The following is a 21,596-nucleotide window of genomic DNA, read 5'->3' on the forward strand; positions in this document are numbered from 1 at the left end:
GCTGAAATAGGTCTTGTACCCCTGGTTCTTTTGAGCTACAATTGGACTAACAATATGTGACAGGAGATATGTTTTTTGGATACATCTTATCTGCTTTCCACACTTAGTCCGACGATGCTCGCATCTTATCAGCAACGGGCAGCCTTTTCGCCGACGTCAAGTACCAGTCAGTCTTTCAGCGATCTGCTTATGCAGACAATGGATACCGGTTCTTCGGTTAGACTGAATCCTTATGTAACGCTCAGTTCCATGACTCAAACGCAAAACGTACCCTCTGTTCAATCTGTTACAGATAGTACTGCCAAGAGTTCTGGTAACGAGACGATTGATGGTATCATCTCTGATGCTGCTTCCAGATACGGAGTCGATGAGAAACTCATCCGCTCTGTCATTCAGATGGAGTCTAACTTCGATCCATTGGCTGAAAGCGGCGTAGGTGCACAAGGTCTTATGCAGCTTATGCCAGCTACAGCAGCTGGACTCGGGGTGACCAACAGCTTCGATCCCGAGCAGAACGTGATGGCAGGCACAAAATATTTAAAACAGATGCTGGACCGCTATGACGGCAACACCAGCCTAGCTTTGGCAGCGTATAACGCCGGCCCGGGAAATGTCGATAAATATAATGGCATTCCGCCATTCAATGAAACGACGAATTATGTCCGAAAGATAATGGGCAGCTACCTAGCATAAAAAACCAGCTTCCGCGTGGAAGCTGGTTTTTTATTTAGCTATAAGTGATTTTCTCGACTGTTTCTTTGTCCAATTTCTGGATAACCGCAGTCAGGAGTTTCACGGTATTATCATAATCATCTTCATGCAGCATGGCCGCATGTGTATGGATATAGCGCGTCGGAATACCGATTGTCAATGCAGGGACACCATTGCCCGTCAGATGAATACTGCCCGCATCCGTTGCTCCGCCTTTGATTGTGTCGTACTGATAAGGAATCTTCAGCTCTTCTGCTGTTTCGATTACAAGATCACGCAGACCTATATGGGCAATGTGTGCAGCGTCATATAAAACGATCTGCGGTCCAGCTCCTAGCTTGCCTGTTGCTTCCCTGTCGCTGATGCCTGGAGTGTCACCTGCAATACCTGTATCGACTGCAAAAGCAATATCCGGTCCGATTTTATTGGCAGAAGTAGTAGCACCTCGTCTTCTTACTTCTTCTTGAACAGTACCGACACCATAGACAGTCGCTTCCTTGTCGGTATCATGCAAATTCTTCAAAATATCAATGGCTACTGCACAGCCTATGCGATTATCCCAAGCTTTCGCTAGCAGCAGTTTTTCATTCTTCATCTTCGTAAACTCGAAATAAGGCACAACCGAATCACCAGGACGAACACCGAATTCTTCTGCTTCTTCCTTGTTGCTTGCACCGATATCAATGAACATTTCCTCTATAGAAGCCGGTTTTTTCCGTTTTTCAAGTGAAAGCAGATGCGGCGGCTTGGAACCGATGATGCCGACAAGCTCACCCTTTCTCGTATGAACAGTTACACGCTGTGCCAGCATGACTTGGCTCCACCAGCCGCCGAGCGTCTGGAAGTACAGATAACCATTTGCATCAATACGTGTCACCATAAAGCCGATCTCATCGAGATGACCGGCAACCATCACTTTCGGACCATCTGCCTTACTGCCTTTTTGCATGGCAATCAAACTGCCGAGATTATCTGTTGTTACCTCATCGGCAAATGGGGATATATATTCACGCATTACCTTGCGGATACCTGCCTCATCTCCAGAAACACCTGGTGCATCAGTCAAACTTTTCAGCATATTCAATTTGTCATTCATAATGCAGTCCTCCTCCGTTTAATAGCCTTCGTCCTGTCTTGTATGATTCACTTCGTTTTTTTGCTGGTAAGCCTCCAGTATCGAAGCTTCCGTGAATCCTAGCTGCCTGCCTAGCTGCAGGAAGCTTTGGAAAAGCTTTTCATACATTCCCTGTACTGGTTCGCTGTAAAAGGCACCGATGCTACGGTACAATTCCAAAAATGCATCGGTTTGATCCATTTCGGTTGCAGCTAACGGACCAGCGGCATATGTAAGACCTTTATCAAGTCCAAGTGACAAAATGAAATGCAGACCATCCACATATTCCTCTAAGATGACACTTTGCTCGCTTGGACCTTTTCTGCTCCAGAATTTGAAGCAGCGGGTTTCATTGGCCAATTCCCCGATTTCAACCTGAAGCGCTACTATTTTCTTGCGGAAAAGATCGTCACGATCGGTTGATTCCAGCTTGTCTTCGATGTAAGCATCCAGCTCCCGCTGTTTATTGAATAGATATTCGTAATCCATATATAAGACTCCTTCTTGCGTTATTCCTATGTAGTGGGGGTATAGTAAAACGGATGAAACTTCTTCTTTAGCGTAATCGTATCTATACAAAAAGTAAAGGAGGCCTGCTCGCTATGAAGATTCTTTTTCTCCTGTTGCTGGCAGGTGCAGCAATTCTTTTGTTCTACACCGTCATGAAAGCAAGGAAAAACCAAGTCAATGATGCCTCACACCTCAATGCAGAGGAAGTGGAATACCGCGAACAGTATGATCATTATTTCTCATTAAGCTATCGCGGCTATCGGATGATTGGTAAGAAGTATCTCCAGCCAAGGGAAGACAGCATTGAAGTGACCAAGGTCGTGATGAATGCTGTACAGCCGGATCGATTGACCGGATTTTCCCGAAATGATTTATATAAGATGGAAGAATGCATCCTGAGCCATTTTCCTTATGCTTCAATTGAATGGAAGCATCCGATAAAGGAGCTCGTCCTGACAGAAATATGATAAAGCACTGGAGCTTATAGAAGCGCCAGTGTTTTATGCACTTTCCTTGAAAAATTCTTCCCATTTGATTGTAAATTCCTTTTTCCGCATCAGATAAATACATACCAGAAGGACGACCAAGACTCCAGCTATCGCTGCTGGCGGCAAGTAGCGCAGCCATGTCCCAGCAAAAGAATAGGCAGCGGCAAGCGGGATACTTGATAGAAACGAGGCTTTCCCATATGACCTCCAACTGCGGTTGGTTTCCATCAAGCAGACGCTTAAGATGTGGAAGTGAATAAATGGCACTAGCCGCATTAAGGCGACTTGACCCGTTGTAAAGCTCGTGTGCCTGCCAATCAGCTTTTGTTTCAGCATGAGAATCCTGTTTGCAGACCGTGGGAAACGCTGGGCTACACCATAAAACAGCATACTGGATGCGGTAATGCCGATAATAGACAATATTGTACCGGCAACAGCACCAAACAGGATCCCTCCAGAGATACATAGGAAAACGACAGGCAGAAATAAAGCAGGTCGAAGCAGGTACAGGAGGATGAACAAAAGCGGTGCAAACAAGCCGCCTGTCGCGACGACCGTCAAGAGACTTACGCCAACCTGGTCCATTGCTGCTCACTCCCTCTCAGATGTCTCTAATATATATGACAGGAGACGAGCCTTTATGACAAGCACACAGCATTTATCTTACAGCAAATAAAGAATAAGCAGGACATGCATGGCGACAAGGCAAGGAAAGCCGATAACGAACGCGGTATGCTTCGTTTTATGTCGAAATGCTTGCATCCCGAGCCAGCCGCCTAGGGCGCCCCCGATGATTGCTGTGATCCACAGCCTTCTTTCACTTATGCGCCACTCGTGCTTCTTTGCTCTTTGTTTATCTATTCCCATCCAGCTGAAAAGCAGGATATTGATAACCAGCAGATAGAGACTAATGACCAGCCACATATTCCTACCCCTTTCTATACAAAAAGCCGCTATCAAAGGATAGCGGCTTTTTGACTTATTTCAATGCGTCTTTTGCTTTAGTAGCAAGTTGCGCAAATGCTTTTTCGTCAGAGATTGCAAGCTCTGAAAGCATTTTACGGTTTACTTCGATACCAGCAAGTTTAAGACCGTGCATCAAACGGCTGTAAGAAAGTTCGTTCATACGTGCAGCAGCATTGATACGTGCGATCCAAAGTTTACGGAAGTCACGTTTTTTCTGTCTGCGGTCACGGTATGCGTACTGACCGGATTTGATTACTTGTTGTTTTGCAGTTTTGAATAGTGCGTGTTTCGCACCATAATAACCTTTAGCTAGCTTAAGAACGCGTTTACGACGCTGACGCGTTACTGTTCCACCTTTTACACGTGGCATAGTATTCCCTCCTATAGGACAAAAAAATCTTTAATTTTATTATTTAGGTAGCATTTGTTTGATACGTTTGAAGTCACCAGCAGAAACAAGTGCATCTTTACGAAGTTTACGTTTCTGTTTAGTAGATTTATTAGCAGCCAAGTGGCTTGTGTAACCGTGGTTACGAACTACTTTTCCAGTACCTGTTTTCTTGAAACGTTTAGCGGACCCTTTGTGGGTTTTCATTTTTGGCATCGTATTTCCTCCTTATATCCTTCGGCTTACTGTTTCTCAGCTATAGGAGCAAGCATTAGGAACATGCTGCGGCCTTCCATTTTCGGTTTCATTTCAACCGTTGCAACATCCTTGCACTCTCCAGCTAGCTTTTCGAGAACTTCTTGGCCTAATTCTTTATGCGTAATGGCACGTCCGCGGAAACGAACAGAAGCCTTTACTTTATCGCCTTTTTCAAGAAACTTGCGCGCGTTGCGAAGCTTCGTGTTGAAGTCATGATCCTCAATACCAGGGCTCAAACGAACTTCTTTTACGTTGATTATTTTCTGGTTTTTACGCGCTTCTTTTTCTTTCTTCTGTTGCTCGAAGCGGAATTTACCATAATCCATAATCCGGCACACGGGTGGTTTTGCGTTTGCAGCCACAAGCACCAAATCAAGATTTCTTGTTTGTGCGATTTCTAATGCTTCTTGACGGGATTTTACGCCAAGCTGGTCACCGTTTGAATCAATGAGTCGAACCTCACGTGCGCGAATTTTCTCATTGATATTCGTATCTTTGCTAATAATCATCCACCTCCAGGATATTTTGGGAAACTTATGATCGGGGACAAGATATCCGCCGCTTATCAGTTAAACATGGTTGTAAAAAAGCATAAAAAAAATGCCGGTACGCATACGGCACCCACATTTGTCCTAGAACACTGTTTTCGTACCTGCCAACTGCCAAGCGGCGTCAATCAGGTGAGAAGTGGGTACTTCTGCTTGTCTCAGATCAATATTTATTTCACTTTTACAATCTTATCATAGCTGATGAATGCTGTCAATCATATTGAAGCCCAGTAATCCTGCTCAACTAATGTAACATATTCTTCAGATGCTGACAACCTCCCCTTTTAAAATAATATAGCTGGAACTTATTCCCCCACTGTTCCGTACATAAACTAAGGGGTGATAAATATATGCAAAAACAGCTCAACATACCGAAAACCCGCGGCGAAAAAGTCTGGGATATCATCGGAATCAGCGGATATATTGCTACCGTCCTTTTCTTGATCATAATCTGGAGGCAGCTCCCTGAACAAGTGCCTCTCCACATGGGTCTGACTGGTCACGTTGACGACTGGGCGGCAAAAGAAAGCCTGCTTCTCCTCCCGGCACTCAGTATCATTATGTTCACCCTTTTACACCAATTGGGGAAGTATCCTCATATACACAATTACCCGAAACGACTGAATGAAGATAACGCTGCAGCATTTTATCAGCTTAGCCGAAAAATGCTCAATAAGGTGAAGAATATTTGTGTACTGGTCTTTTGCTTCATTGAATTGGAATTCAGTATGATCGCTTTAGGCTGGATTGATGAAGGTCACGCCTGGATATTGATCATCATCTTGCTCGCTGCTTTATATCCTATCGTAGAGGGTATGTTGAAGCAGCGTAAAATAAAGTGAACTCTATCAAACATATCAGGAAAGTGTCATGGCCGAATCCTCTATGTCTATTTAGTCGCTTCATATACCTTAGCAAACAAAAAAATCCTTCCACCAATTTAGTGATGAAAGGATTTTTTCTGTTATTTACGCAGTATGCGCTGAGCTACTTCTTCTTTTATATCCGCAACGAAAGCTTTCAGATCTTTCGTTTCAGATTGTTTCTCTCCATAACGGCGGATGTTTACGGCTTGATCGCTCACTTCCTGGTCACCGACGACAATCTGGAACGGAATCTTCTGTACTTGTGCTTCGCGGATCTTATAACCCATCTTTTCGTCACGCTCATCCACTTGTACACGGATACCTTCCATACGCAAAGCATCCTCTACTTGGCGTGCGTATGCCAAGTGTGCTTCAGGAGAAACCGGGATGATTTTCGCTTGGACTGGTGCAAGCCATGTTGGGAAGGCACCTTTGTACTCTTCGATCAAGAAAGCAACGAAACGTTCCATAGTCGATACAACACCACGGTGGATAACGACTGGACGATGTTCTTTACCATCTTCACCGATATAAGTCAAATCAAAACGCTCTGGCAAGTGGAAGTCCAATTGAACAGTAGACAATGTTTCATCTTTACCAAGCGCAGTCTTCACCTGGACGTCCAGCTTCGGACCATAGAATGCCGCTTCGCCTTCTGCTTCCACATAGTCAAGTTCAAGATCTTCCATTGTTTCTTTCAGCATCGCTTGTGCTTTATCCCACATTGCATCATTGTCAACATATTTTTCTTTGTCTTCAGGATCACGATAAGAAAGACGGAAGGAATAATCATCGATACCGAAGTCTTTGTACACAGCTTGTACAAGTTTCACAACGCGGATGAACTCATCTTTCAATTGATCCGGACGCGCGAAAATATGTGCATCATTCAATGTCATCGCACGAACACGCTGCAAGCCAGCAAGAGCACCAGACATTTCATGGCGATGCATTGTTCCGAGCTCTGCGATACGGATCGGCAGGCTGCGGTAGCTGTGCAATTCATTTTTATATACCATCATATGGTGCGGGCAGTTCATCGGACGAAGTACAAGGTCTTCATTATCCATTTCCATCGGCGGGAACATATCATCTTTGTAATGGTCCCAGTGTCCGCTGGTTTTATAAAGCTCTACACTGCCCAGGACTGGAGTATACACATGATCATAGCCAAGTTTTTCTTCCAAGTCGACGATGTAGCGTTCAATCGTACGGCGGATTGTCGCACCTTTTGGCAGCCAAAGCGGCAGACCTTGTCCGACTTTCTGGGATACTGTGAACAATTCCAATTCTTTTCCTAGTTTACGATGGTCACGTTCTTTTGCTTCCTCAAGCATTTTCAAATGATGATCCAATTCATTTTTCTTTTCAAAAGCAGTACCATAAATACGCTGCAGCATTTGGTTGTCACTGTTACCTCTCCAGTAGGCCCCTGAAATGCTAAGCAGCTTGAACACTTTGATTTTACCTGTAGATGGTACGTGGATACCTCGGCAAAGATCGAAGAATTCGCCTTGCTCGTAGATTGTTACATCCTGATCCTCTGGAATGGCATCGATCAATTCCAATTTCAACTCATCGCCAATTTCAGAGAACATCGCTTTCGCTTCATCACGGCTGACAACTTTGCGGATGATCGGAAGGTTGGCATCAACGATTCGCTGCATCTCTTTTTCAATCTTCGGAAGATCCTCCGGTGTGATGCTAGCCTCCAGCTCCATATCATAATAGAAGCCATTTTCAATTACGGGACCTACACCGAATTGCACTTTGCCGTACAAGCGTTTTACTGCCTGTGCAAGCAAATGCGCAGCAGAGTGGCGCATAATTTCCACACCTTGCTCCTGCTTAAGTGTTACGATTTCGATTGCACCGCCATTAGGAAGCGGTGTACGCAGATCATATGCAACGCCGTCAACATTGACTGCGATAGCCTGCTTCTTCAAACCTGATGAAATGGAACCTGCGATATCTTCGCCAGTTGTTCCAGCAGGGAACTCTTTCTTTGCTCCATCCGGGAAAATGATTTCTAATACATCTGCCATTGTTCTTTCCTCCTAAATTATAAAAAAGCCCGCCCCTTTGCACAAAGTTTGTGCAAAGGGACGAGCGTTTGTCTCGTGGTTCCACCCTAATTCCCGGTAATAATACCGGCTCAAGAATCTGTAACGCAGATAAGACGCTGCCGGTTTTCTTTCGTCCCCCGACAGAGCTGTAAAAGGTGGTAACAGCAAAGCGTATGCAGGAAGCTTCCAGCCTAGGCTCCCCTCTCTTCAGTGCAAACGGATTTTACTATCATGTCCTTTATTGTCGCTTTTTCATATAAGGTAAGTATAAGCGCTGAATCGGGAAAATGCAAGGACATGCTAAAACATGGAGAAAGGAAATTGATGTAAAGGAAGGTATGTGGCTCTTTCCTGGAAAATATTGATGACAGTCAGTGTCTTCGGTTCAGATGGGTAGTCACCATACAAGTAAATTCGCCGTGGTGACATGGCAATCAACGGTGTCAAATTTTTTTCTGGTTTGCCGATACCAGCCAGGAACAGCGGTTCTTCCTCAGCAAGCGAATGGATTTCCTCAGCAGAATAGCAGGTTCCGTCTTCCTTGTAGAAGGAGAAATCACGTCCTTGTATGACATGGACCGCTTCCATTCCTATTGGCTTTTTGCCAACATATTCCCGCAGAGATTCCACGTATAGCTGATATTCTTCTTCACGCTTGTACTCATCTATCGCTTCACCGACTACGTCCATCAATGCTTCTCTGTATGCAGTGCTGCGGAATTGGATGACAGCGTCATAGAAAATCCTGATGTGCTTGGCAGCAATTTCTTGGAAACTCTGAGTGATTTGCTGTCGAGGCAAACTCGGCTCTTTTGCTTCTTCATACATGTCTCCTACGAGAATCGTATGTGTTAATTCTGCTATACGTTTTATCGCTTCTTCGTCCTTATAATAATAGACTTCTTTCACAATTTGCTCGATCCATTCTGTCTCTCGATGATGAAGAAACGTTTCTACTAAGGCGATTGCAATCCGCCGGTGATAGCCATCATGAATTGTCGCTTCATAGCCCCAACGGTCATCTTCATCCACGTACACCTGTTTCGTTCCCTCCAGCATAGCCAGGCACGAACAGAATGTATCCATTTCTTTTTTTGATTTGATAAACACTTTACGCAATATCAACCACCCTCGCCACTATCAACTGTTACATTATATGGGCGGAGAATGGAAATATGAGTTGAAAAAAAGACAAGCCGTTCTCAGGCTTGTCTTTCTGATCAATCGTTTCTTCTATTTTTGCCGAACAACGGTACTTCGGTGGCAACACGCTTAATACGCTCCATGATTCTTCCCGCTTTCACTCGTTCCACATCACCCCGATTAGTCGTGGCAATCTGCTGCTCCAGCTGGGCAATGGAATAGTTGGACGTAAAGAAGACTGGCAGCCTTTCCATCATACGGTAATGAAGGATGGAACCGAGTATCTCGTCCCTGAACCAGGCAGATTGGGATTCGGCGCCTATATCGTCCAGCATGAGCACTGGGGTCTTCTTGAACAGCTCGACTTTCTCATTCACCGAATCATCTTTCAGGGAAGCTTTCATTTCCCTTACAAACTCAGGCATATAGATAAGCATACTGGAAATATTCCTTTCGGCCAGATAGTTAGCAATGGCACCGAGGAAATAGGTCTTTCCTACGCCGAACGGCCCATAGAAATACAAGCCTTTTTCAGGAATGCTATCGCCTGTCTGCTGCAGGAACTGCAATGTCTTCAAAATTGCCTGCTGACGTTCTGCATCGCCATGATCAAGCATTTCTGTCGACGCTTCCAGTATATCCTTTGGCATGTACAAGCTGTTGATCCGTGACTGCTGCTTCTCCCGTTCCTCCTGCTGAAGGCGGGTATGGCATTTATCATATGCCAGACGGATGACATTTCCATCCACCTCAAGCGACGGCGTATAGCCATTAAGGATATTCCGGCATTCCCCAAGTGAAGGACAGTCCTGGCATTGCTTTGATTGTGTTGTATATTCGTAAAGACGCATCAGATTCCGCTGGATATCCTGCTCTGTCAGCTGCGGATTTGCTTCCAACACCGCTTTGACTTCCGGATCCTGTCTTACCTGCTGCTGCATGCGCTCGAAGTTTTCTTTAAAATTACTGTTTTCCTGCATCCATTTCCGTAAAGATGCTTGAATGGGTTCCATACGTGCACCCCCTTCCTGCTATCAGTCAAACATGCCGCTTATTTTCATTGAACTGTTTGAGCAATTGCGCTACATCCGCATCAGGCACAGCTGCAGCGCTGGGAGCTTCTGCCTTGCCCTTTTGATCGAACCATTCCGGTACAACTTCTGCACGGCCAGAAGTTTTCCTTCTTGCCCCCGACTGGTTCGTGCTGTTTGTCGTATTCCATGGCTGATTGCTGCTTTTGGCTAGCTCCATCGCTTCTCTTACTGTACTTACTTTTTTACGAGCCCAATGGGCTGCAATCTTCTCCATATATGCTTTCGACAGCTTCATATCAGATTTGAGCAGCACATAGTACACCAGCACATTCATGATGCCAGGTGACATTCCCTGTTCAGACATGACGTCACGGATCACCTTCAAGTCTGAAGCAGCTGCTGTCCCGTTTCCTGATATATCCTCTAATAGCTGTTTCGGTGATATGGTCTCAAGTATCTGAATGAGCTGCTCCTGCTTGGTGGTAGCCTGTTTGTCCGTTTCCTGTTTGGATTCCTTTTGCAGAAGTTCCATAACCTTTGTGTCGTTAGTTTTTGGACGTGCTAAAAATAAATCGTGACAAGCAGATTTGAATTCTGCCGGATTCAGCTCATGCTCATCCGAGACAGCCCAAAGCAATGCCTTGTCAAGTTCCGGTGAGGTGAGGCTGTACAAGACAGCCATCGATTCGAGCAGCTTTTGGTTTCGAGGAGTAAGAATCGCTTCCGGATCTAGCATACGCTGCTTCAATGATTGGCGAAGCCAGTCAAAATCGACTACTTCTGTTTCAATGGAAGGTCCTCGCTTTGCATCCGCAACCGGCCTTGCGGCTGTCTTTCTTGGCTGAACAGCATGCTTAGTCAAATTCTTCGCTGAAAAAACAGCTTCAAACGATGCCGTAACTTCCTCCATCGTCTCAGGCAAATCTTCTTCTTTAATAAAGAGAGCTTTCATTTGCTGGAATCTGCTTTCTCCTAATTGGTGATACAGCAGCTGGGATAGCATGTCATCTTGGAAAAATGCATCTGGTGTAAACGGTGCATACAAATCGTATGTATACAGATTCTGTTCCCCAGGATGTTGATACGTCCGGATGAGCCCGATTGCTTCCAGCTGCAGTCTTGCTTCATATAATTGATCCATCGGCATGTCCAGCAGCGTCATAAGCATATGATGGGTCTGCGGTTCACATGTGCCATGATGCAGGAGATAATCATTGACCAGTGTCTGATATAAGGTCACTGCCCGTATCCCGAGCAGCGGCTGATACAGATGCGTCAGGGCTGCTGAATATGTTTCCGGAAGTACTGCTCTCATCCGGAGCTGATAACCATCAGCTGGCAGAAGTTTCCCGATATGCTGACTGTTCATACTATCTGTCCTTTCCTTCTTGCAAACTATTACTCTTTCTTATCGGTTTTGATCAAGTCCTTCAGTTCTTCCAGGAAGACACTGATATCCTTGAATTGCCGGTAAACAGATGCGAAACGTACATACGCCACTTCATCCACTTCAGACAGACGTTCCATGACCATCTCGCCTATGTCTTTGCTTTGTACTTCAGATGTTCCGCTGTTACGCAGTTCCTTCTCAACTTCTGCTACAATATGTTCAATCTGCTCCAGCGCAACCGGACGTTTTTCACACGCCTTGATCAACCCGCGCAAAAGCTTCTCTTTACTGAATTCTTCCCGCGTTCCTTCTTTTTTAACAACAATCAATGGTGTTGCTTCAATACGTTCGAACGTTGTGAAGCGAAAAGCGCAGTCTTCGCATTCCCTGCGTCGCCGGATGGAACGCCCTTCCTCGATGGGACGGGAGTCTAGTACTTTTGTGCTTTTATATTGGCAGTTTGGACATCTCATGCCGATCCACCCCATTACTTTCGCGAACCTCGACAGGCTTCGCGCATTTGCGACACTTTTGCATCGTCTTTTTCCTATTCTACCATGATTCAAGAGAAAAATCGAAGCGTTCTTGGACCCAACAAAAAAAGGCAGCCGAGGGCTACCCTTTCCATTTTTGCAGTGCAAGCACCGCATTATGTCCGCCGAAACCGAAACCATTCGACAGAGCAACTGCCAATTCCTTTTCAACTGCTTCGTTCGGAACATAAGACAAATCGCAATCAGGATCAGCATCCCGATAATTAATCGTTGGAGGTACAATGCCATCTTGCAGGGCTTTCAAGGTGATGATCGCTTCTACAGCTCCCGCAGCACCAAACAGATGCCCAGTCATTGATTTTGTCGAACTGATCAGCAAGTCACTTGCGTTATCTCCAAATACTTCCTTGATTGCTTTCGTTTCTGTTTTATCTCCCTCAGGAGTGCTTGTGGCGTGCGCATTTATGTAATCCACGTCCCCAAGCTCTAAGTCAGCCATTTGCATCGCCAGCTTCATTGCGCGTGCAGGACCAAGATAGTTAGGCGATGTAATGTGATGCGCATCCGTAGTCGACCCGTATCCAACTATTTCGCCAAGGATGACTGCGCCACGCTTTTGTGCATGTTCCAGCTCTTCCAGTACAAGAATACCCGCACCTTCTGACATGACGAACCCATCGCGGTTTGCATCGAATGGCGAGCTTGCAGTTAGAGGTGTATCATTTTGCGTACTCATTGCCCGCATTTTCGTAAATCCGGCATAAGCGAAAGGCGTAATAGATGCTTCTGCTCCTCCAGCAAGAATGGCATCCGCATAACCATGCTTAATATTCAGGAATGCTTCCCCGATTGCATGATTCCCAGTTGCACAAGCAGATACAGGTGCAAAGCTAGGGCCACTGAAGCCCGTCTTGATCGAAACAATTCCTGCAGCCATGTTGCTGATCATCATCGGCACCATGAATGGTGAAACACGTCTGGGACCTTTTTCAAGCATCGTTGCATGATTGTTCAATATTGTGTTAACGCCGCCAATACCAGAACCGATGTAAATACCGACACGTTCAGGATTTACGGTCTCCGCTGACAGATTGGCTTGCTCCATCGCCTGTACAGCAGCACCGTAAGCAAACTGACTATACAAGTCATAGCGTTCAATTTCTTTTTTGTCCAAATACTGCTCCGGATCAAATCCGCTGGCAGTTCCGCCGATTTGTGAAGCTATTCCAGCAAATTTCTCCGGATCCAGCTTTTTGATACCGGATTCCCCAGCTTTAATATTATTCCAGAATGTCTCTACATCCGAGCCAAGCGGTGTAACAGCACCATATCCTGTAACTACGACACGTCTATTCAAAAACATACCTTCTTTCTAGCAGTAACTATTAGTACCTGCTATTATATCGGAAGTGAAACTAAAATGCGACCATAAGCTATGTTTCCCTTATGTAGGCTTGCCATTTTACCGACTTGAGATACAACATTAAAAAAACCCTGCTCCTAAAAGGAACAGGGTTGGTTATCTTGGTATTAATGTGATTTAGGCTGTACTGCCACAGGACCCATGCCCCGCGGAAGCTCTGCTTTTTCACAAGTTTTAGCTTCAAGCGCGTTAATGATATAATCAGTCGCTACGTTCGGGTCAATGATGTTACCGCAAGTGTAAACATCAATGCTGGCATAGCCATGTTCCGGAAAACTGTGAATTGTCAGATGCGATTCAGAGATGATGACCACTCCGCTTACGCCATGCGGCGCAAATTTGTGGAAGGCTACCTCACGTACTTCAGCTCCTGATTTCAATGCTGCATCTACGAAGATCTGCTCGATCAGCTGCATGTCGTTCAGTTTTTCTGTATTACAATCCCATAGTTCCGCTATAACATGTCTTCCCATTGTATCCAATGTGTTTCCCCCTTTGAATATTTACCTAAAAAATAAATGCGTGAATTGCCACGGGGGAAAGTTAGTCCAAAGAGGTCCTAACCCTTTAAGCAGTCACTTGCTGCATAGATTCTTTAGGAAAACAGTTTTGACATCATGCTTGTATGCAGTAAAGAATGCATGCAAAAAGTAGTATATAGTGTTTGTACTTGTTTGGCAAGCATACGTCCAAAATAATTCAAAGCGGGAGTTTTACTTAGATGACTTCTGCTCCATCTGCCTTTAGAAGACTGCTGCCGACAAGCTGTGCCAAATCGACGACGCGGCAGGAATAACCCCATTCATTATCGTACCAAGCAATAACTTTTATTTTCTTTTCTTCCATAACGATCGTAGATAAACCATCAATTGTAGCCGATTGCGCTGTCGTCGTATAATCGATACTGACCAATGGCTCTTCATTATAAGAGATAATACCTCTCATGTCGGTTTCTGCCGCTGTTCGGAACGCATCATTGACTTGTTCTGCAGTTACGGATTCTTCCACATCCACCACAAGATCAACAAGCGAGACATTTGGAGTCGGAACACGCAATGCCATGCCGTGGAGCTTCCCCTTCAGATGCGGCAGTACTTCCGCGAGTGCTTTAGCAGCTCCTGTTGTCGTTGGAATGATCGATTGTGTACAGCCTCTGGCTCTGCGCAAATCTTTGTGTGGATTGTCGATATTCTTCTGATCATTCGTGAAGCTATGAACCGTCGTCATCAGACCGTTTTTAATCGTGAACCGTTCATCCAGGACTTTAACAACAGGTGCCAGGCAGTTCGTCGTACAGGAAGCATTGGAAACGACATCGTGCAATTCACTTTCATATATCCGATCATTTACACCCATCACGATCGTTGCATCCACATTTTTTCCTGGAGCTGTAATGACAACCTTTTTCGCACCTGCATCCAAGTGCAGAGATGCTGATTCCTGTGAACAGAACTTCCCCGTTGCTTCGATGACGACATCAACCTCAAGTTCTTTCCATGGGAGCTGTGCTGGATTCCGTTCCCCTATGACGCGTATCGTTTTTCCTTCATAAACAATTGAACCTGCTTCTGCGGAAATGTCAGCATCCAAATTACCGTGCACACTGTCATAGCGGAGAAGATGGGCCAGTGTTTCTGCCGGATAAGAAGCATTCACTGCCACAATTTCCAAATCAGGCATTTCCATTGCTCGTCTGCAAACCAATCTGCCAATTCTGCCAAATCCATTAATCGCGATACGTGTTGTCATTATACTGCCTCCTCTAATGTGTCACACTATATATTGATTTATTGATATTAGTATAACATATTAAAGGATAAATGCGAATAAAAAAGGAGCCCTTTCTGTCAGGCTCCTTCCTTAATGTTCCAAGATACTAAAAGCTGCTCCAGCTGCGCTCTCGTTTCTTCCCTGCTGCCATTATTATCAATGATTGCATCCGCTCTGGCTGCTTTGTCTGCCAAAGACATTTGACTGTTGATCCGATCCATTGCTGCTTGCTCAGTTAAATCATTTCGCTGTATCAGTCTTTGCAGCTGTGTTTGCGGATCTACATGCACAACAACTATCTTTTCAACTAAATGCAATTGATTGCCTTCAAATAATAATGGTATATCAAGGACAACGGCTGGATGATCGACTTTAAGACGATCTCGCTCAGCTGTCATCCTTTCCCTGACAACAGGATGTACGATACCATTGAGAATCTCGCGCTTCTTCTGATCCTGAAAGATGATTCCGCCTAGCTTCTGCCGGTCAAGTGATCCGTCAGCAAGCAGGATATCATTGCCGAATGCTTCAACGATACTAGCCAAAGCAGGCTCACCAGGCTCAACTACTTCACGAGCGACTATATCCGCATCAACTACCGGGATATTATATTCCTTGAACAAGTCGCTCACAGTACTTTTTCCAGATGCTATACCGCCAGTCAGTCCAATCACAGTACCCAAGATCAAGCCCTCCTTCACTTCTGACAGGAAGTGCAGATATGTGTGCCTCTTCCGCCTACTTTAATCTTGATGATTTCCCTTCCGCAATTCGGGCATGGTGTGCCGTTCTGGCCATATACGAGCAGCTGCTGCTGGAACGTCCCGATCTTCCCTTGGCTGTTCACATAGCTGCGGATAGTGCTGCCGCCTTTTTCGACTGCTTCCAGCAATGTCTCAGCGGCTGCTTGCTGAATACGAACCAATTCCATGTCTTGCATTGAACTGCCTCGTCGCTCTGGGTGTACTCCTGCTTTAAACAATGTCTCATCAACATAAATATTACCCAGACCAGCAACTACCGTCTGATCCAGCAAAATATTCTTGATCATCCTGCTGCTTCGCTGTACCTTTTCCTTGAAATAATCCAATGTGAAGCTTTCATCAAAAGGCTCTGGTCCAACCAAGGTAAGCGGAGGCGTATCATTTTCCTGCCCCTCAGTGAACAGGTGCATCGTACCGAATTTGCGGACATCGTTATAACGCAGCTGTTCGCCATTCGTCAGCTGGAAGATAACGTGGGTATGCTTGTCGGAAGGCTCTTCTTCGGGCTTGACAGAGAACTTTCCTTCCATCCGCAAATGGGACACAAGTACATCCCCATCCAAGTAAAACAGGAGAAACTTTCCTTTTCGTCCTATTGAACGAAACGTCTGCCCTTTCAGCCGCTCGATGAAGGCTTCCACGCCTTCATCGAATTTAATGATTTTATGCCAGCGGACCGTGATATCTTTAATCGTCTTGCCGACGACGAGCTGTTCCAATGTCCTTCTTGCTGTTTCTACCTCTGGTAATTCCGGCATTCCTTGTCCTTCTTTCCGTGCTTATTTCGCGTCGTACCATGTTTTGCCGTATGCGTATTCCACTTTCAGCGGTACATCCAGCTCCACAGCGTGTTCCATGACATCAGGTACAACTTCTTTTAATTTCTCTAGTTCCGATTCTGGTGCTTCCAGAATCAGCTCATCGTGCACCGAAAGCAAAAGCTTCGCTTCCATCTGTTCCGCTTCGAGGCGTTCTGCCAAATCAATCATCGCCTTCTTGATGATATCAGCTGCACTGCCCTGGATCGGAGTATTCATCGCTGTCCGTTCAGCAAAGCTCCGCACATTGAAGTTCCGGCTGGTCAGATCCGGCAGATAGCGCCTGCGATTCATGAGCGTCGTTACAAAGCCTTTCTGTTTGGCATCCTGGACGATATCTTCCATATACGTTTTTACACCAGGGAAGCTCTTGAGATAGCGGTCGATGAACTGCTGCGCTTCCTTACGTGTAATACCGAGACTTTGGGATAACCCGTAATCACTGATTCCATAGACGATACCAAAATTGACTGCCTTTGCTTGCCGGCGCATGTTGCTGGTAATATCTTTCTCTTCGACATGGAAAACGTCCATTGCTGTCCTGCTGTGGATATCCATATCTTCATTGAATGCCTCGATCAATTTTTCATCTTGGGCGATATGCGCTAAAACCCGGAGCTCAATCTGAGAATAGTCTGCTGCAAAGATAACGGAATTCTCCTTGGACGGAACAAAGGCCTGTCTGATCTTACGGCCTTCCTCCAGACGGATCGGTATGTTCTGCAGGTTCGGCTCCGTTGAGCTCAAGCGGCCTGTCTGCGTCAAGGCTTGATTGAAACGAGTATGGATCTTGTTCGTGTCTTTATCCACTACTTTCAAAAGCCCTTCAATGTACGTAGACTGAAGCTTTCCTAATTGGCGGTACAAAAGCAGCTGCTGAATGATCTCATGCTGATCCGCAAGCTGTTCCAGTACATCTGCAGATGTGGAATATCCTGTCTTTGTTTTCTTGATAACCGGTAAGCCTAGCTTTTCAAAAAGAATCGGTCCCAGCTGTTTCGGTGAATTGAGATTGAATTCTTCGCCAGCAAGCTCGTACACTTTTTGTTCGATTTCCGATAATCTGCCGCCTAGTTCTTCTTTCATTTCTTTGATACGCTCTACATCGACCTGCACACCTAGGTATTCCATTTCTCCGAGGATGGTGGCAAGCGGCAGTTCTAAGTTACGGAATAATTCAAGCTGCTCGTTCTCCGACAGCTTTGCTTCTGCCTCTGGCTTAAGCTGGTATATGACCATCGCTTTTCTGGCAAGATGCTCACTAAAGGCTTCCAAGTTCGGGACCTTCATCTTCGCGCCTTTTCCGTATACTTCTTCATCATATAAGACATCTTTTTTACCTAAACGATGCCCGATTGCTGGAATGTCGTGATGATTTTCAGATGGATTGATCAAGTAAGACGCCAATAACAAGTCAAAATCAGCATTTTCCATCGTAATACCATGATGCAGCAATGCTACGACAGAGCGTTTGACATCAAAAACCCATTTTGCTTTTGTACTGTCCTCCGCCCACGCTTTGAACACATCCGATTCGTACGCAACATCTGAAGGAATGAAATAAGCTCCATTTGCATTAGCAAGACCAAAGCCTTCGATTTGAGCTGTATGATAATTATCAGTCAGCATCTCGACGACGAGTGCATCTTCTCCAGTGAACAGGTCCTCCGTGATGTTATCCACGATTGTTACATCCAACGGCGCCAGCTCTTGCGATACTTCCTCTGGTGCACCTTCTTCACCGAGTCTCCCAAGCAGCGACTGGAAGCCGAGATCTTTAAATATCGTACTTACTGCTGCAGGCTGAAATCCATCATAATTAATTTCTTCAAGACTCACTTCAATTGGCGCTTTCGTTTCAATAGTTGCGAGCTCCCGGCTCATGAATGCCGATTCTTTATTATCCGTCAGCTTCTGCTTGATGCTTTTACCTGATACATCATCCAGCTGTTCGTAAATACGATCGAGCGTTTGGAACTGCTTCAGCAATTTGACAGCAGTCTTTTGACCAACACCGGGAACTCCTGGTATATTGTCGGAGCTATCTCCCATGAGCGCTTTCATATCGATAATCTGATCAGGTGTGACCTCCATGTTTTCCAATAAAAAGTCCGGTGTATAGGAATCAATTTCACTGATACCTTTTCTTGTAAGCTGAATAGTCGTCTTATCACTGACAAGCTGCAATAAATCCTTGTCCCCGGAAATGACTTTAATCTCGTAATCTTCCGCTTCTGCTTGCTTAGTCAATGTACCGATGATATCATCCGCCTCATATTGATTCAGCTGATAATGCTTAATAGAGAATGCATCCAGCAATTCACGCAGCAGCGGGAATTGCTCCGATAATTCAGATGGTGTCTTCTGACGGCCGCCTTTGTATTCTTTATACGTTTCATGACGGAAAGTCGTCTTCCCAGCATCAAAGGCTACTAGCAAATGCGTCGGTTTTTCATTCTCTAAAATACGGAAAAGCATTGTAGTGAATCCATAGATAGCATTTGTATGGATACCTTTATCATTATTCAACAGCGGCAGTGCAAAAAACGCACGATAAGCGATGCTGTTTCCATCGATCAATACCAATTTATTCGTCATACATCAAACTCCTTTATCATCGTTCCTGTCTCTTTTCATTAGTTTACCATGTTTCCTTGCTGAAACAAAAAAGATCGTCCAGTGGACGATCTTAACCAAGAGCCTTTGGTAATCGAATAGAAAAAGTAGTTCCTTTATTCACTTCACTGCTTACTGTTATCGTTCCGCCATGCGCCTCGACAACATGCTTGACGATTGCGAGACCTAGTCCGGTTCCGCCAGTATTTCGGCTGCGAGCTTTATCGACGCGGTAAAAACGCTCGAAAACTCGATCTAGTGAATCTTCCGGAATTCCAATACCAGTATCTGTTATCTCGGCAAACACAGCATCATTCGATTGTGTTACCTTCAGCTTCACCTTGCCATTTGACGGTGTATAGTTCACAGCATTATTCAGTAAATTGATGACAAGCTGCTTCAGGCGGTCTTCGTCTCCGCGCATGATAACACTGCCAGGAAGCTCCAGTTCCACTTCGATATTCTTATTGGCTGCATGCTGATCTATCATAGGCATGATGGTATCAACCATACTGCTAAAGTCGAGCCTCTCCATCCGCATCTGCAGTTCTTCTTTCTCCAGACGGGAAAGCTCTAGTAAATCCTTCACCAATGCCTGAAGGCGCTGACTTTCATTGTTGATAATCGTAATAAAGCGCTCTGTGAGCTCCTTATCATCCAAAGCCCCTTCTTCAAGCAATGTTTCGGAAAAACCACGGATGGATGTGAGCGGCGTTTTCAGTTCATGCGACACATTGGCCACGAAATCCTTCCGCATCTCCTCCACACGCTTCAAATCTGTAATCTCGTAAAAAACGAGTACAGCGCCCTTCAGATCGTAGGAGTCATTGAATATAGGTGCAGCGACAATCTCGAAGAAGCGCTTTTCCTTTTCGCGCTGCAGTGTGAAAGCATCACGAACCTTCTCTTCATAAAGAAAGGCCTCCGAAACAACATGATGGATATTGGTTTGGGATATGGTGTCATGATATACGTGACCGATATAATCCTTGTCCTTGCCTCCGAATACGGAAAGGAACTTCCTGTTGACCAGATGCACATATCCGCGTTCATCGACTAGCATCAGACCGCTTTCCATGTTATCGATCACCGTTTCAAGCTGATCTTCCTGCATCTTCTCCAAGAGCTCGAGCTCATGCAGATTGCGCGCAATCTGGTTCACGGAGCGAATCAAGCGTCCGGCATCTCCATAGAAATTCTCGTAATTCCTTGCCTTATAATTTCCTTTCACCAGCTCCTCTGCCACCTCAGCAGTCATAGAAACAGGCTTGATATAGCGTTCCTGCAGTCGATATAGCACCGAAATGATCAATGCTGCACCGATCAGCAGGGCGCTCCAAAGAATAAACCACTCAGAAGTGATTTGCATAAGGATAAAACCGATTGCCGCAAAGATCAGCAGGATGAGCGATCCATAAACGGCAATCCCATAAGAACTGCGACGCATTATTGCGGCTCCTCCATCTTATAGCCCAAGCCGCGAATCGTCTTGATATAGACAGGATGTTTGGAATCAGGTTCAATTTTTTCGCGCAAATGACTGATATGTACATCCACGATACGCGTATCTCCGACGAAGTCATAATTCCAGACAGAGCTCAGCAGCTGATCTCGTGACATGACACGCCCCTTATTTTTTGAAAGATAGAGTAAAAGTTCAAATTCCTTGCGGGTGAAGCTCAAGGATTCTCCATTTATGGACGCTTCGTATTGATCTGGGAAAATGGACAAGCCTGCAATCTTGATTTCGCCGCTTTCCATATAATTATCACTTTTATTCGTGCGTCGTAAAATAGCTTTGATCCGTGCAACTACCTCTTTCGGGCTGAAAGGCTTTGTCAGATAATCATCCGCGCCTAGCTCAAGACCAAGAACCTTGTCCAACTCCTCATCCCGAGCAGTCAGCATAAGAATCGGCGTATCAATCTGCTTCTGCCGCAGCTGCTTGCACACTTCTGTTCCATCCAGCTCCGGAAGCATCAGATCGAGCACGATCATATCATATGTATTCTGCAGCGCCTTCTGCAGTCCTGTTAAGCCATCGAAGGCTGTTTCCGTTTCGAACCCAGCTCTTTCTATATTGAATTGCAATAAAGTTACGATGGATTCTTCATCATCAACAATAAGTACTTTTTGTGCCATGGATACTAGCCCCCTCTATGCAACATCATACCGTTTTCCAACTGTAAAGTGAACCATGCCAATTCGCTTTCTCTGTTAAGAGTTTGT

Annotated in this window: 23 protein-coding genes and 1 other annotated feature; of the genes, 3 read left to right on the plus strand and 20 right to left on the minus strand. The window is 45.3% G+C overall.

Annotated features, from left to right (window positions below):
- Positions 1–75: 75 nt before the first annotated feature.
- Positions 76–693 (plus strand): lytic transglycosylase domain-containing protein, encoded by a 618-nt coding sequence (locus tag ACH6C1_RS10995; RefSeq protein ID WP_286160688.1) that lies wholly within the window; start codon positions 76–78, stop codon positions 691–693.
- A gap of 34 nt (positions 694–727) precedes the next feature.
- Here ACH6C1_RS10995 and ACH6C1_RS11000 read toward each other — a convergent pair whose 3' ends face one another.
- Together ACH6C1_RS11000 and ACH6C1_RS11005 are read right to left on the minus strand one after the other, a co-directional pair.
- Complete coding sequence (locus tag ACH6C1_RS11000) at positions 728–1,807, minus strand: M42 family metallopeptidase (RefSeq protein ID WP_374077018.1); 1,080 nt, start codon at positions 1,805–1,807, stop codon at positions 728–730.
- An 18-nt stretch (positions 1,808–1,825) separates the two neighbouring features.
- Positions 1,826–2,314, minus strand: a complete 489-nt coding sequence (locus ACH6C1_RS11005) for a dUTP diphosphatase (RefSeq protein ID WP_374077020.1) — start codon at positions 2,312–2,314, stop codon at positions 1,826–1,828.
- A 113-nt stretch (positions 2,315–2,427) separates the two neighbouring features.
- Between ACH6C1_RS11005 and ACH6C1_RS11010 the strand changes: the two genes are divergently transcribed.
- Positions 2,428–2,802, plus strand: a complete 375-nt coding sequence (locus ACH6C1_RS11010; RefSeq protein WP_374077022.1) for a sigma-w pathway protein ysdB — start codon at positions 2,428–2,430, stop codon at positions 2,800–2,802.
- Positions 2,803–2,835: 33 nt separating this feature from the next.
- Here ACH6C1_RS11010 and ACH6C1_RS11015 read toward each other — a convergent pair whose 3' ends face one another.
- From ACH6C1_RS11015 to infC, 5 genes are all read right to left on the minus strand, one after another.
- Positions 2,836–3,408, minus strand: coding sequence for a TVP38/TMEM64 family protein (locus ACH6C1_RS11015; protein WP_366247366.1), 573 nt, complete (start codon positions 3,406–3,408; stop codon positions 2,836–2,838).
- Positions 3,409–3,486: 78 nt separating this feature from the next.
- Complete coding sequence (locus ACH6C1_RS11020; RefSeq protein ID WP_095222204.1) at positions 3,487–3,747, minus strand: DUF1294 domain-containing protein; 261 nt, start codon at positions 3,745–3,747, stop codon at positions 3,487–3,489.
- 55 nt (positions 3,748–3,802) lie between these two features.
- Positions 3,803–4,159 (minus strand): 50S ribosomal protein L20, encoded by a 357-nt coding sequence (rplT, locus tag ACH6C1_RS11025; protein ID WP_095222202.1) that lies wholly within the window; start codon positions 4,157–4,159, stop codon positions 3,803–3,805.
- Positions 4,160–4,198: 39 nt separating this feature from the next.
- Positions 4,199–4,393: a 50S ribosomal protein L35 gene (rpmI, locus tag ACH6C1_RS11030; protein ID WP_095222200.1), complete on the minus strand. Its 195-nt coding sequence runs from the start codon at positions 4,391–4,393 to the stop codon at positions 4,199–4,201.
- Between the two features lie 26 nt (positions 4,394–4,419).
- On the minus strand, positions 4,420–4,944 hold the full coding sequence (gene infC / locus ACH6C1_RS11035; protein WP_095222198.1) for a translation initiation factor IF-3: 525 nt from the start codon (positions 4,942–4,944) through the stop codon (positions 4,420–4,422).
- Between the two features lie 79 nt (positions 4,945–5,023).
- Positions 5,024–5,144, minus strand: a sequence feature (ribosomal protein L20 leader region).
- A gap of 189 nt (positions 5,145–5,333) precedes the next feature.
- Here infC and ACH6C1_RS11040 point away from each other — a divergent pair.
- Positions 5,334–5,825 (plus strand): DUF1648 domain-containing protein, encoded by a 492-nt coding sequence (locus ACH6C1_RS11040; protein WP_374077026.1) that lies wholly within the window; start codon positions 5,334–5,336, stop codon positions 5,823–5,825.
- A 122-nt stretch (positions 5,826–5,947) separates the two neighbouring features.
- Here ACH6C1_RS11040 and thrS read toward each other — a convergent pair whose 3' ends face one another.
- The 13 genes from thrS to ACH6C1_RS11105 form a co-directional block, all read right to left on the minus strand.
- The gene (thrS, locus tag ACH6C1_RS11045; RefSeq protein ID WP_374077028.1) at positions 5,948–7,894 is read right to left on the minus strand and encodes a threonine--tRNA ligase; all 1,947 of its coding nucleotides are present in this window, start codon (positions 7,892–7,894) and stop codon (positions 5,948–5,950) included.
- A gap of 321 nt (positions 7,895–8,215) precedes the next feature.
- Positions 8,216–9,025, minus strand: coding sequence for a sporulation protein YtxC (gene ytxC / locus ACH6C1_RS11050; protein ID WP_374077195.1), 810 nt, complete (start codon positions 9,023–9,025; stop codon positions 8,216–8,218).
- A 110-nt stretch (positions 9,026–9,135) separates the two neighbouring features.
- Complete coding sequence (gene dnaI, locus ACH6C1_RS11055; protein ID WP_374077030.1) at positions 9,136–10,071, minus strand: primosomal protein DnaI; 936 nt, start codon at positions 10,069–10,071, stop codon at positions 9,136–9,138.
- A 25-nt stretch (positions 10,072–10,096) separates the two neighbouring features.
- On the minus strand, positions 10,097–11,461 hold the full coding sequence (locus ACH6C1_RS11060; RefSeq protein ID WP_374077032.1) for a replication initiation and membrane attachment family protein: 1,365 nt from the start codon (positions 11,459–11,461) through the stop codon (positions 10,097–10,099).
- A gap of 29 nt (positions 11,462–11,490) precedes the next feature.
- Complete coding sequence (gene nrdR / locus ACH6C1_RS11065) at positions 11,491–11,955, minus strand: transcriptional regulator NrdR (RefSeq protein WP_374077034.1); 465 nt, start codon at positions 11,953–11,955, stop codon at positions 11,491–11,493.
- 142 nt (positions 11,956–12,097) lie between these two features.
- Positions 12,098–13,333: a beta-ketoacyl-ACP synthase II gene (fabF, locus tag ACH6C1_RS11070; protein WP_374077036.1), complete on the minus strand. Its 1,236-nt coding sequence runs from the start codon at positions 13,331–13,333 to the stop codon at positions 12,098–12,100.
- 173 nt (positions 13,334–13,506) lie between these two features.
- The gene (gene speD / locus ACH6C1_RS11075) at positions 13,507–13,881 is read right to left on the minus strand and encodes an adenosylmethionine decarboxylase (protein WP_374077038.1); all 375 of its coding nucleotides are present in this window, start codon (positions 13,879–13,881) and stop codon (positions 13,507–13,509) included.
- A gap of 235 nt (positions 13,882–14,116) precedes the next feature.
- Positions 14,117–15,148, minus strand: a complete 1,032-nt coding sequence (locus tag ACH6C1_RS11080; RefSeq protein WP_374077040.1) for a glyceraldehyde-3-phosphate dehydrogenase — start codon at positions 15,146–15,148, stop codon at positions 14,117–14,119.
- 98 nt (positions 15,149–15,246) lie between these two features.
- Entirely contained in the window at positions 15,247–15,843 is a 597-nt protein-coding gene (coaE, locus tag ACH6C1_RS11085; protein WP_374077197.1) for a dephospho-CoA kinase, read from the minus strand.
- 23 nt (positions 15,844–15,866) lie between these two features.
- Positions 15,867–16,691, minus strand: coding sequence for a DNA-formamidopyrimidine glycosylase (gene mutM, locus ACH6C1_RS11090; RefSeq protein ID WP_374077042.1), 825 nt, complete (start codon positions 16,689–16,691; stop codon positions 15,867–15,869).
- Positions 16,692–16,712: 21 nt separating this feature from the next.
- Positions 16,713–19,349 carry a DNA polymerase I gene (gene polA, locus ACH6C1_RS11095; protein WP_374077044.1) on the minus strand — a complete coding sequence of 879 codons (2,637 nt, stop codon included), beginning with the start codon at positions 19,347–19,349 and terminating at the stop codon, positions 16,713–16,715.
- 91 nt (positions 19,350–19,440) lie between these two features.
- On the minus strand, positions 19,441–20,814 hold the full coding sequence (pnpS, locus tag ACH6C1_RS11100; RefSeq protein WP_095222176.1) for a two-component system histidine kinase PnpS: 1,374 nt from the start codon (positions 20,812–20,814) through the stop codon (positions 19,441–19,443).
- Positions 20,814–21,509: a response regulator transcription factor gene (locus ACH6C1_RS11105; RefSeq protein ID WP_095222174.1), complete on the minus strand. Its 696-nt coding sequence runs from the start codon at positions 21,507–21,509 to the stop codon at positions 20,814–20,816. The genes pnpS and ACH6C1_RS11105 overlap by 1 nt, the downstream gene beginning before the upstream one ends.
- Positions 21,510–21,596 lie beyond the last annotated feature (87 nt).

Source organism: Terribacillus sp. JSM ZJ617 (assembly GCF_044383785.1).
Lineage (GTDB): Bacteria > Bacillota > Bacilli > Bacillales > Amphibacillaceae > Terribacillus.

Coding starts and splice junctions, on each gene's coding strand:
- polA (WP_374077044.1), bottom strand. CDS start 19,349: ATGACGAATAAATTGGTATTGATCGATGGAAACAGCATCGCTTATCGT.
- ACH6C1_RS11040 (WP_374077026.1), top strand. CDS start 5,334: ATGCAAAAACAGCTCAACATACCGAAAACCCGCGGCGAAAAAGTCTGG.
- mutM (WP_374077042.1), bottom strand. CDS start 16,691: ATGCCGGAATTACCAGAGGTAGAAACAGCAAGAAGGACATTGGAACAG.
- rpmI (WP_095222200.1), bottom strand. CDS start 4,393: ATGCCAAAAATGAAAACCCACAAAGGGTCCGCTAAACGTTTCAAGAAA.
- infC (WP_095222198.1), bottom strand. CDS start 4,944: ATGATTATTAGCAAAGATACGAATATCAATGAGAAAATTCGCGCACGT.
- pnpS (WP_095222176.1), bottom strand. CDS start 20,814: ATGCGTCGCAGTTCTTATGGGATTGCCGTTTATGGATCGCTCATCCTG.
- ACH6C1_RS11080 (WP_374077040.1), bottom strand. CDS start 15,148: ATGACAACACGTATCGCGATTAATGGATTTGGCAGAATTGGCAGATTG.
- ACH6C1_RS11010 (WP_374077022.1), top strand. CDS start 2,428: ATGAAGATTCTTTTTCTCCTGTTGCTGGCAGGTGCAGCAATTCTTTTG.
- nrdR (WP_374077034.1), bottom strand. CDS start 11,955: ATGAGATGTCCAAACTGCCAATATAAAAGCACAAAAGTACTAGACTCC.
- dnaI (WP_374077030.1), bottom strand. CDS start 10,071: ATGGAACCCATTCAAGCATCTTTACGGAAATGGATGCAGGAAAACAGT.
- ACH6C1_RS11000 (WP_374077018.1), bottom strand. CDS start 1,807: ATGAATGACAAATTGAATATGCTGAAAAGTTTGACTGATGCACCAGGT.
- ACH6C1_RS11020 (WP_095222204.1), bottom strand. CDS start 3,747: ATGTGGCTGGTCATTAGTCTCTATCTGCTGGTTATCAATATCCTGCTT.
- ACH6C1_RS11005 (WP_374077020.1), bottom strand. CDS start 2,314: ATGGATTACGAATATCTATTCAATAAACAGCGGGAGCTGGATGCTTAC.
- ACH6C1_RS11060 (WP_374077032.1), bottom strand. CDS start 11,461: ATGAACAGTCAGCATATCGGGAAACTTCTGCCAGCTGATGGTTATCAG.
- rplT (WP_095222202.1), bottom strand. CDS start 4,159: ATGCCACGTGTAAAAGGTGGAACAGTAACGCGTCAGCGTCGTAAACGC.
- thrS (WP_374077028.1), bottom strand. CDS start 7,894: ATGGCAGATGTATTAGAAATCATTTTCCCGGATGGAGCAAAGAAAGAG.
- ACH6C1_RS11105 (WP_095222174.1), bottom strand. CDS start 21,509: ATGGCACAAAAAGTACTTATTGTTGATGATGAAGAATCCATCGTAACT.
- ACH6C1_RS11015 (WP_366247366.1), bottom strand. CDS start 3,408: ATGGACCAGGTTGGCGTAAGTCTCTTGACGGTCGTCGCGACAGGCGGC.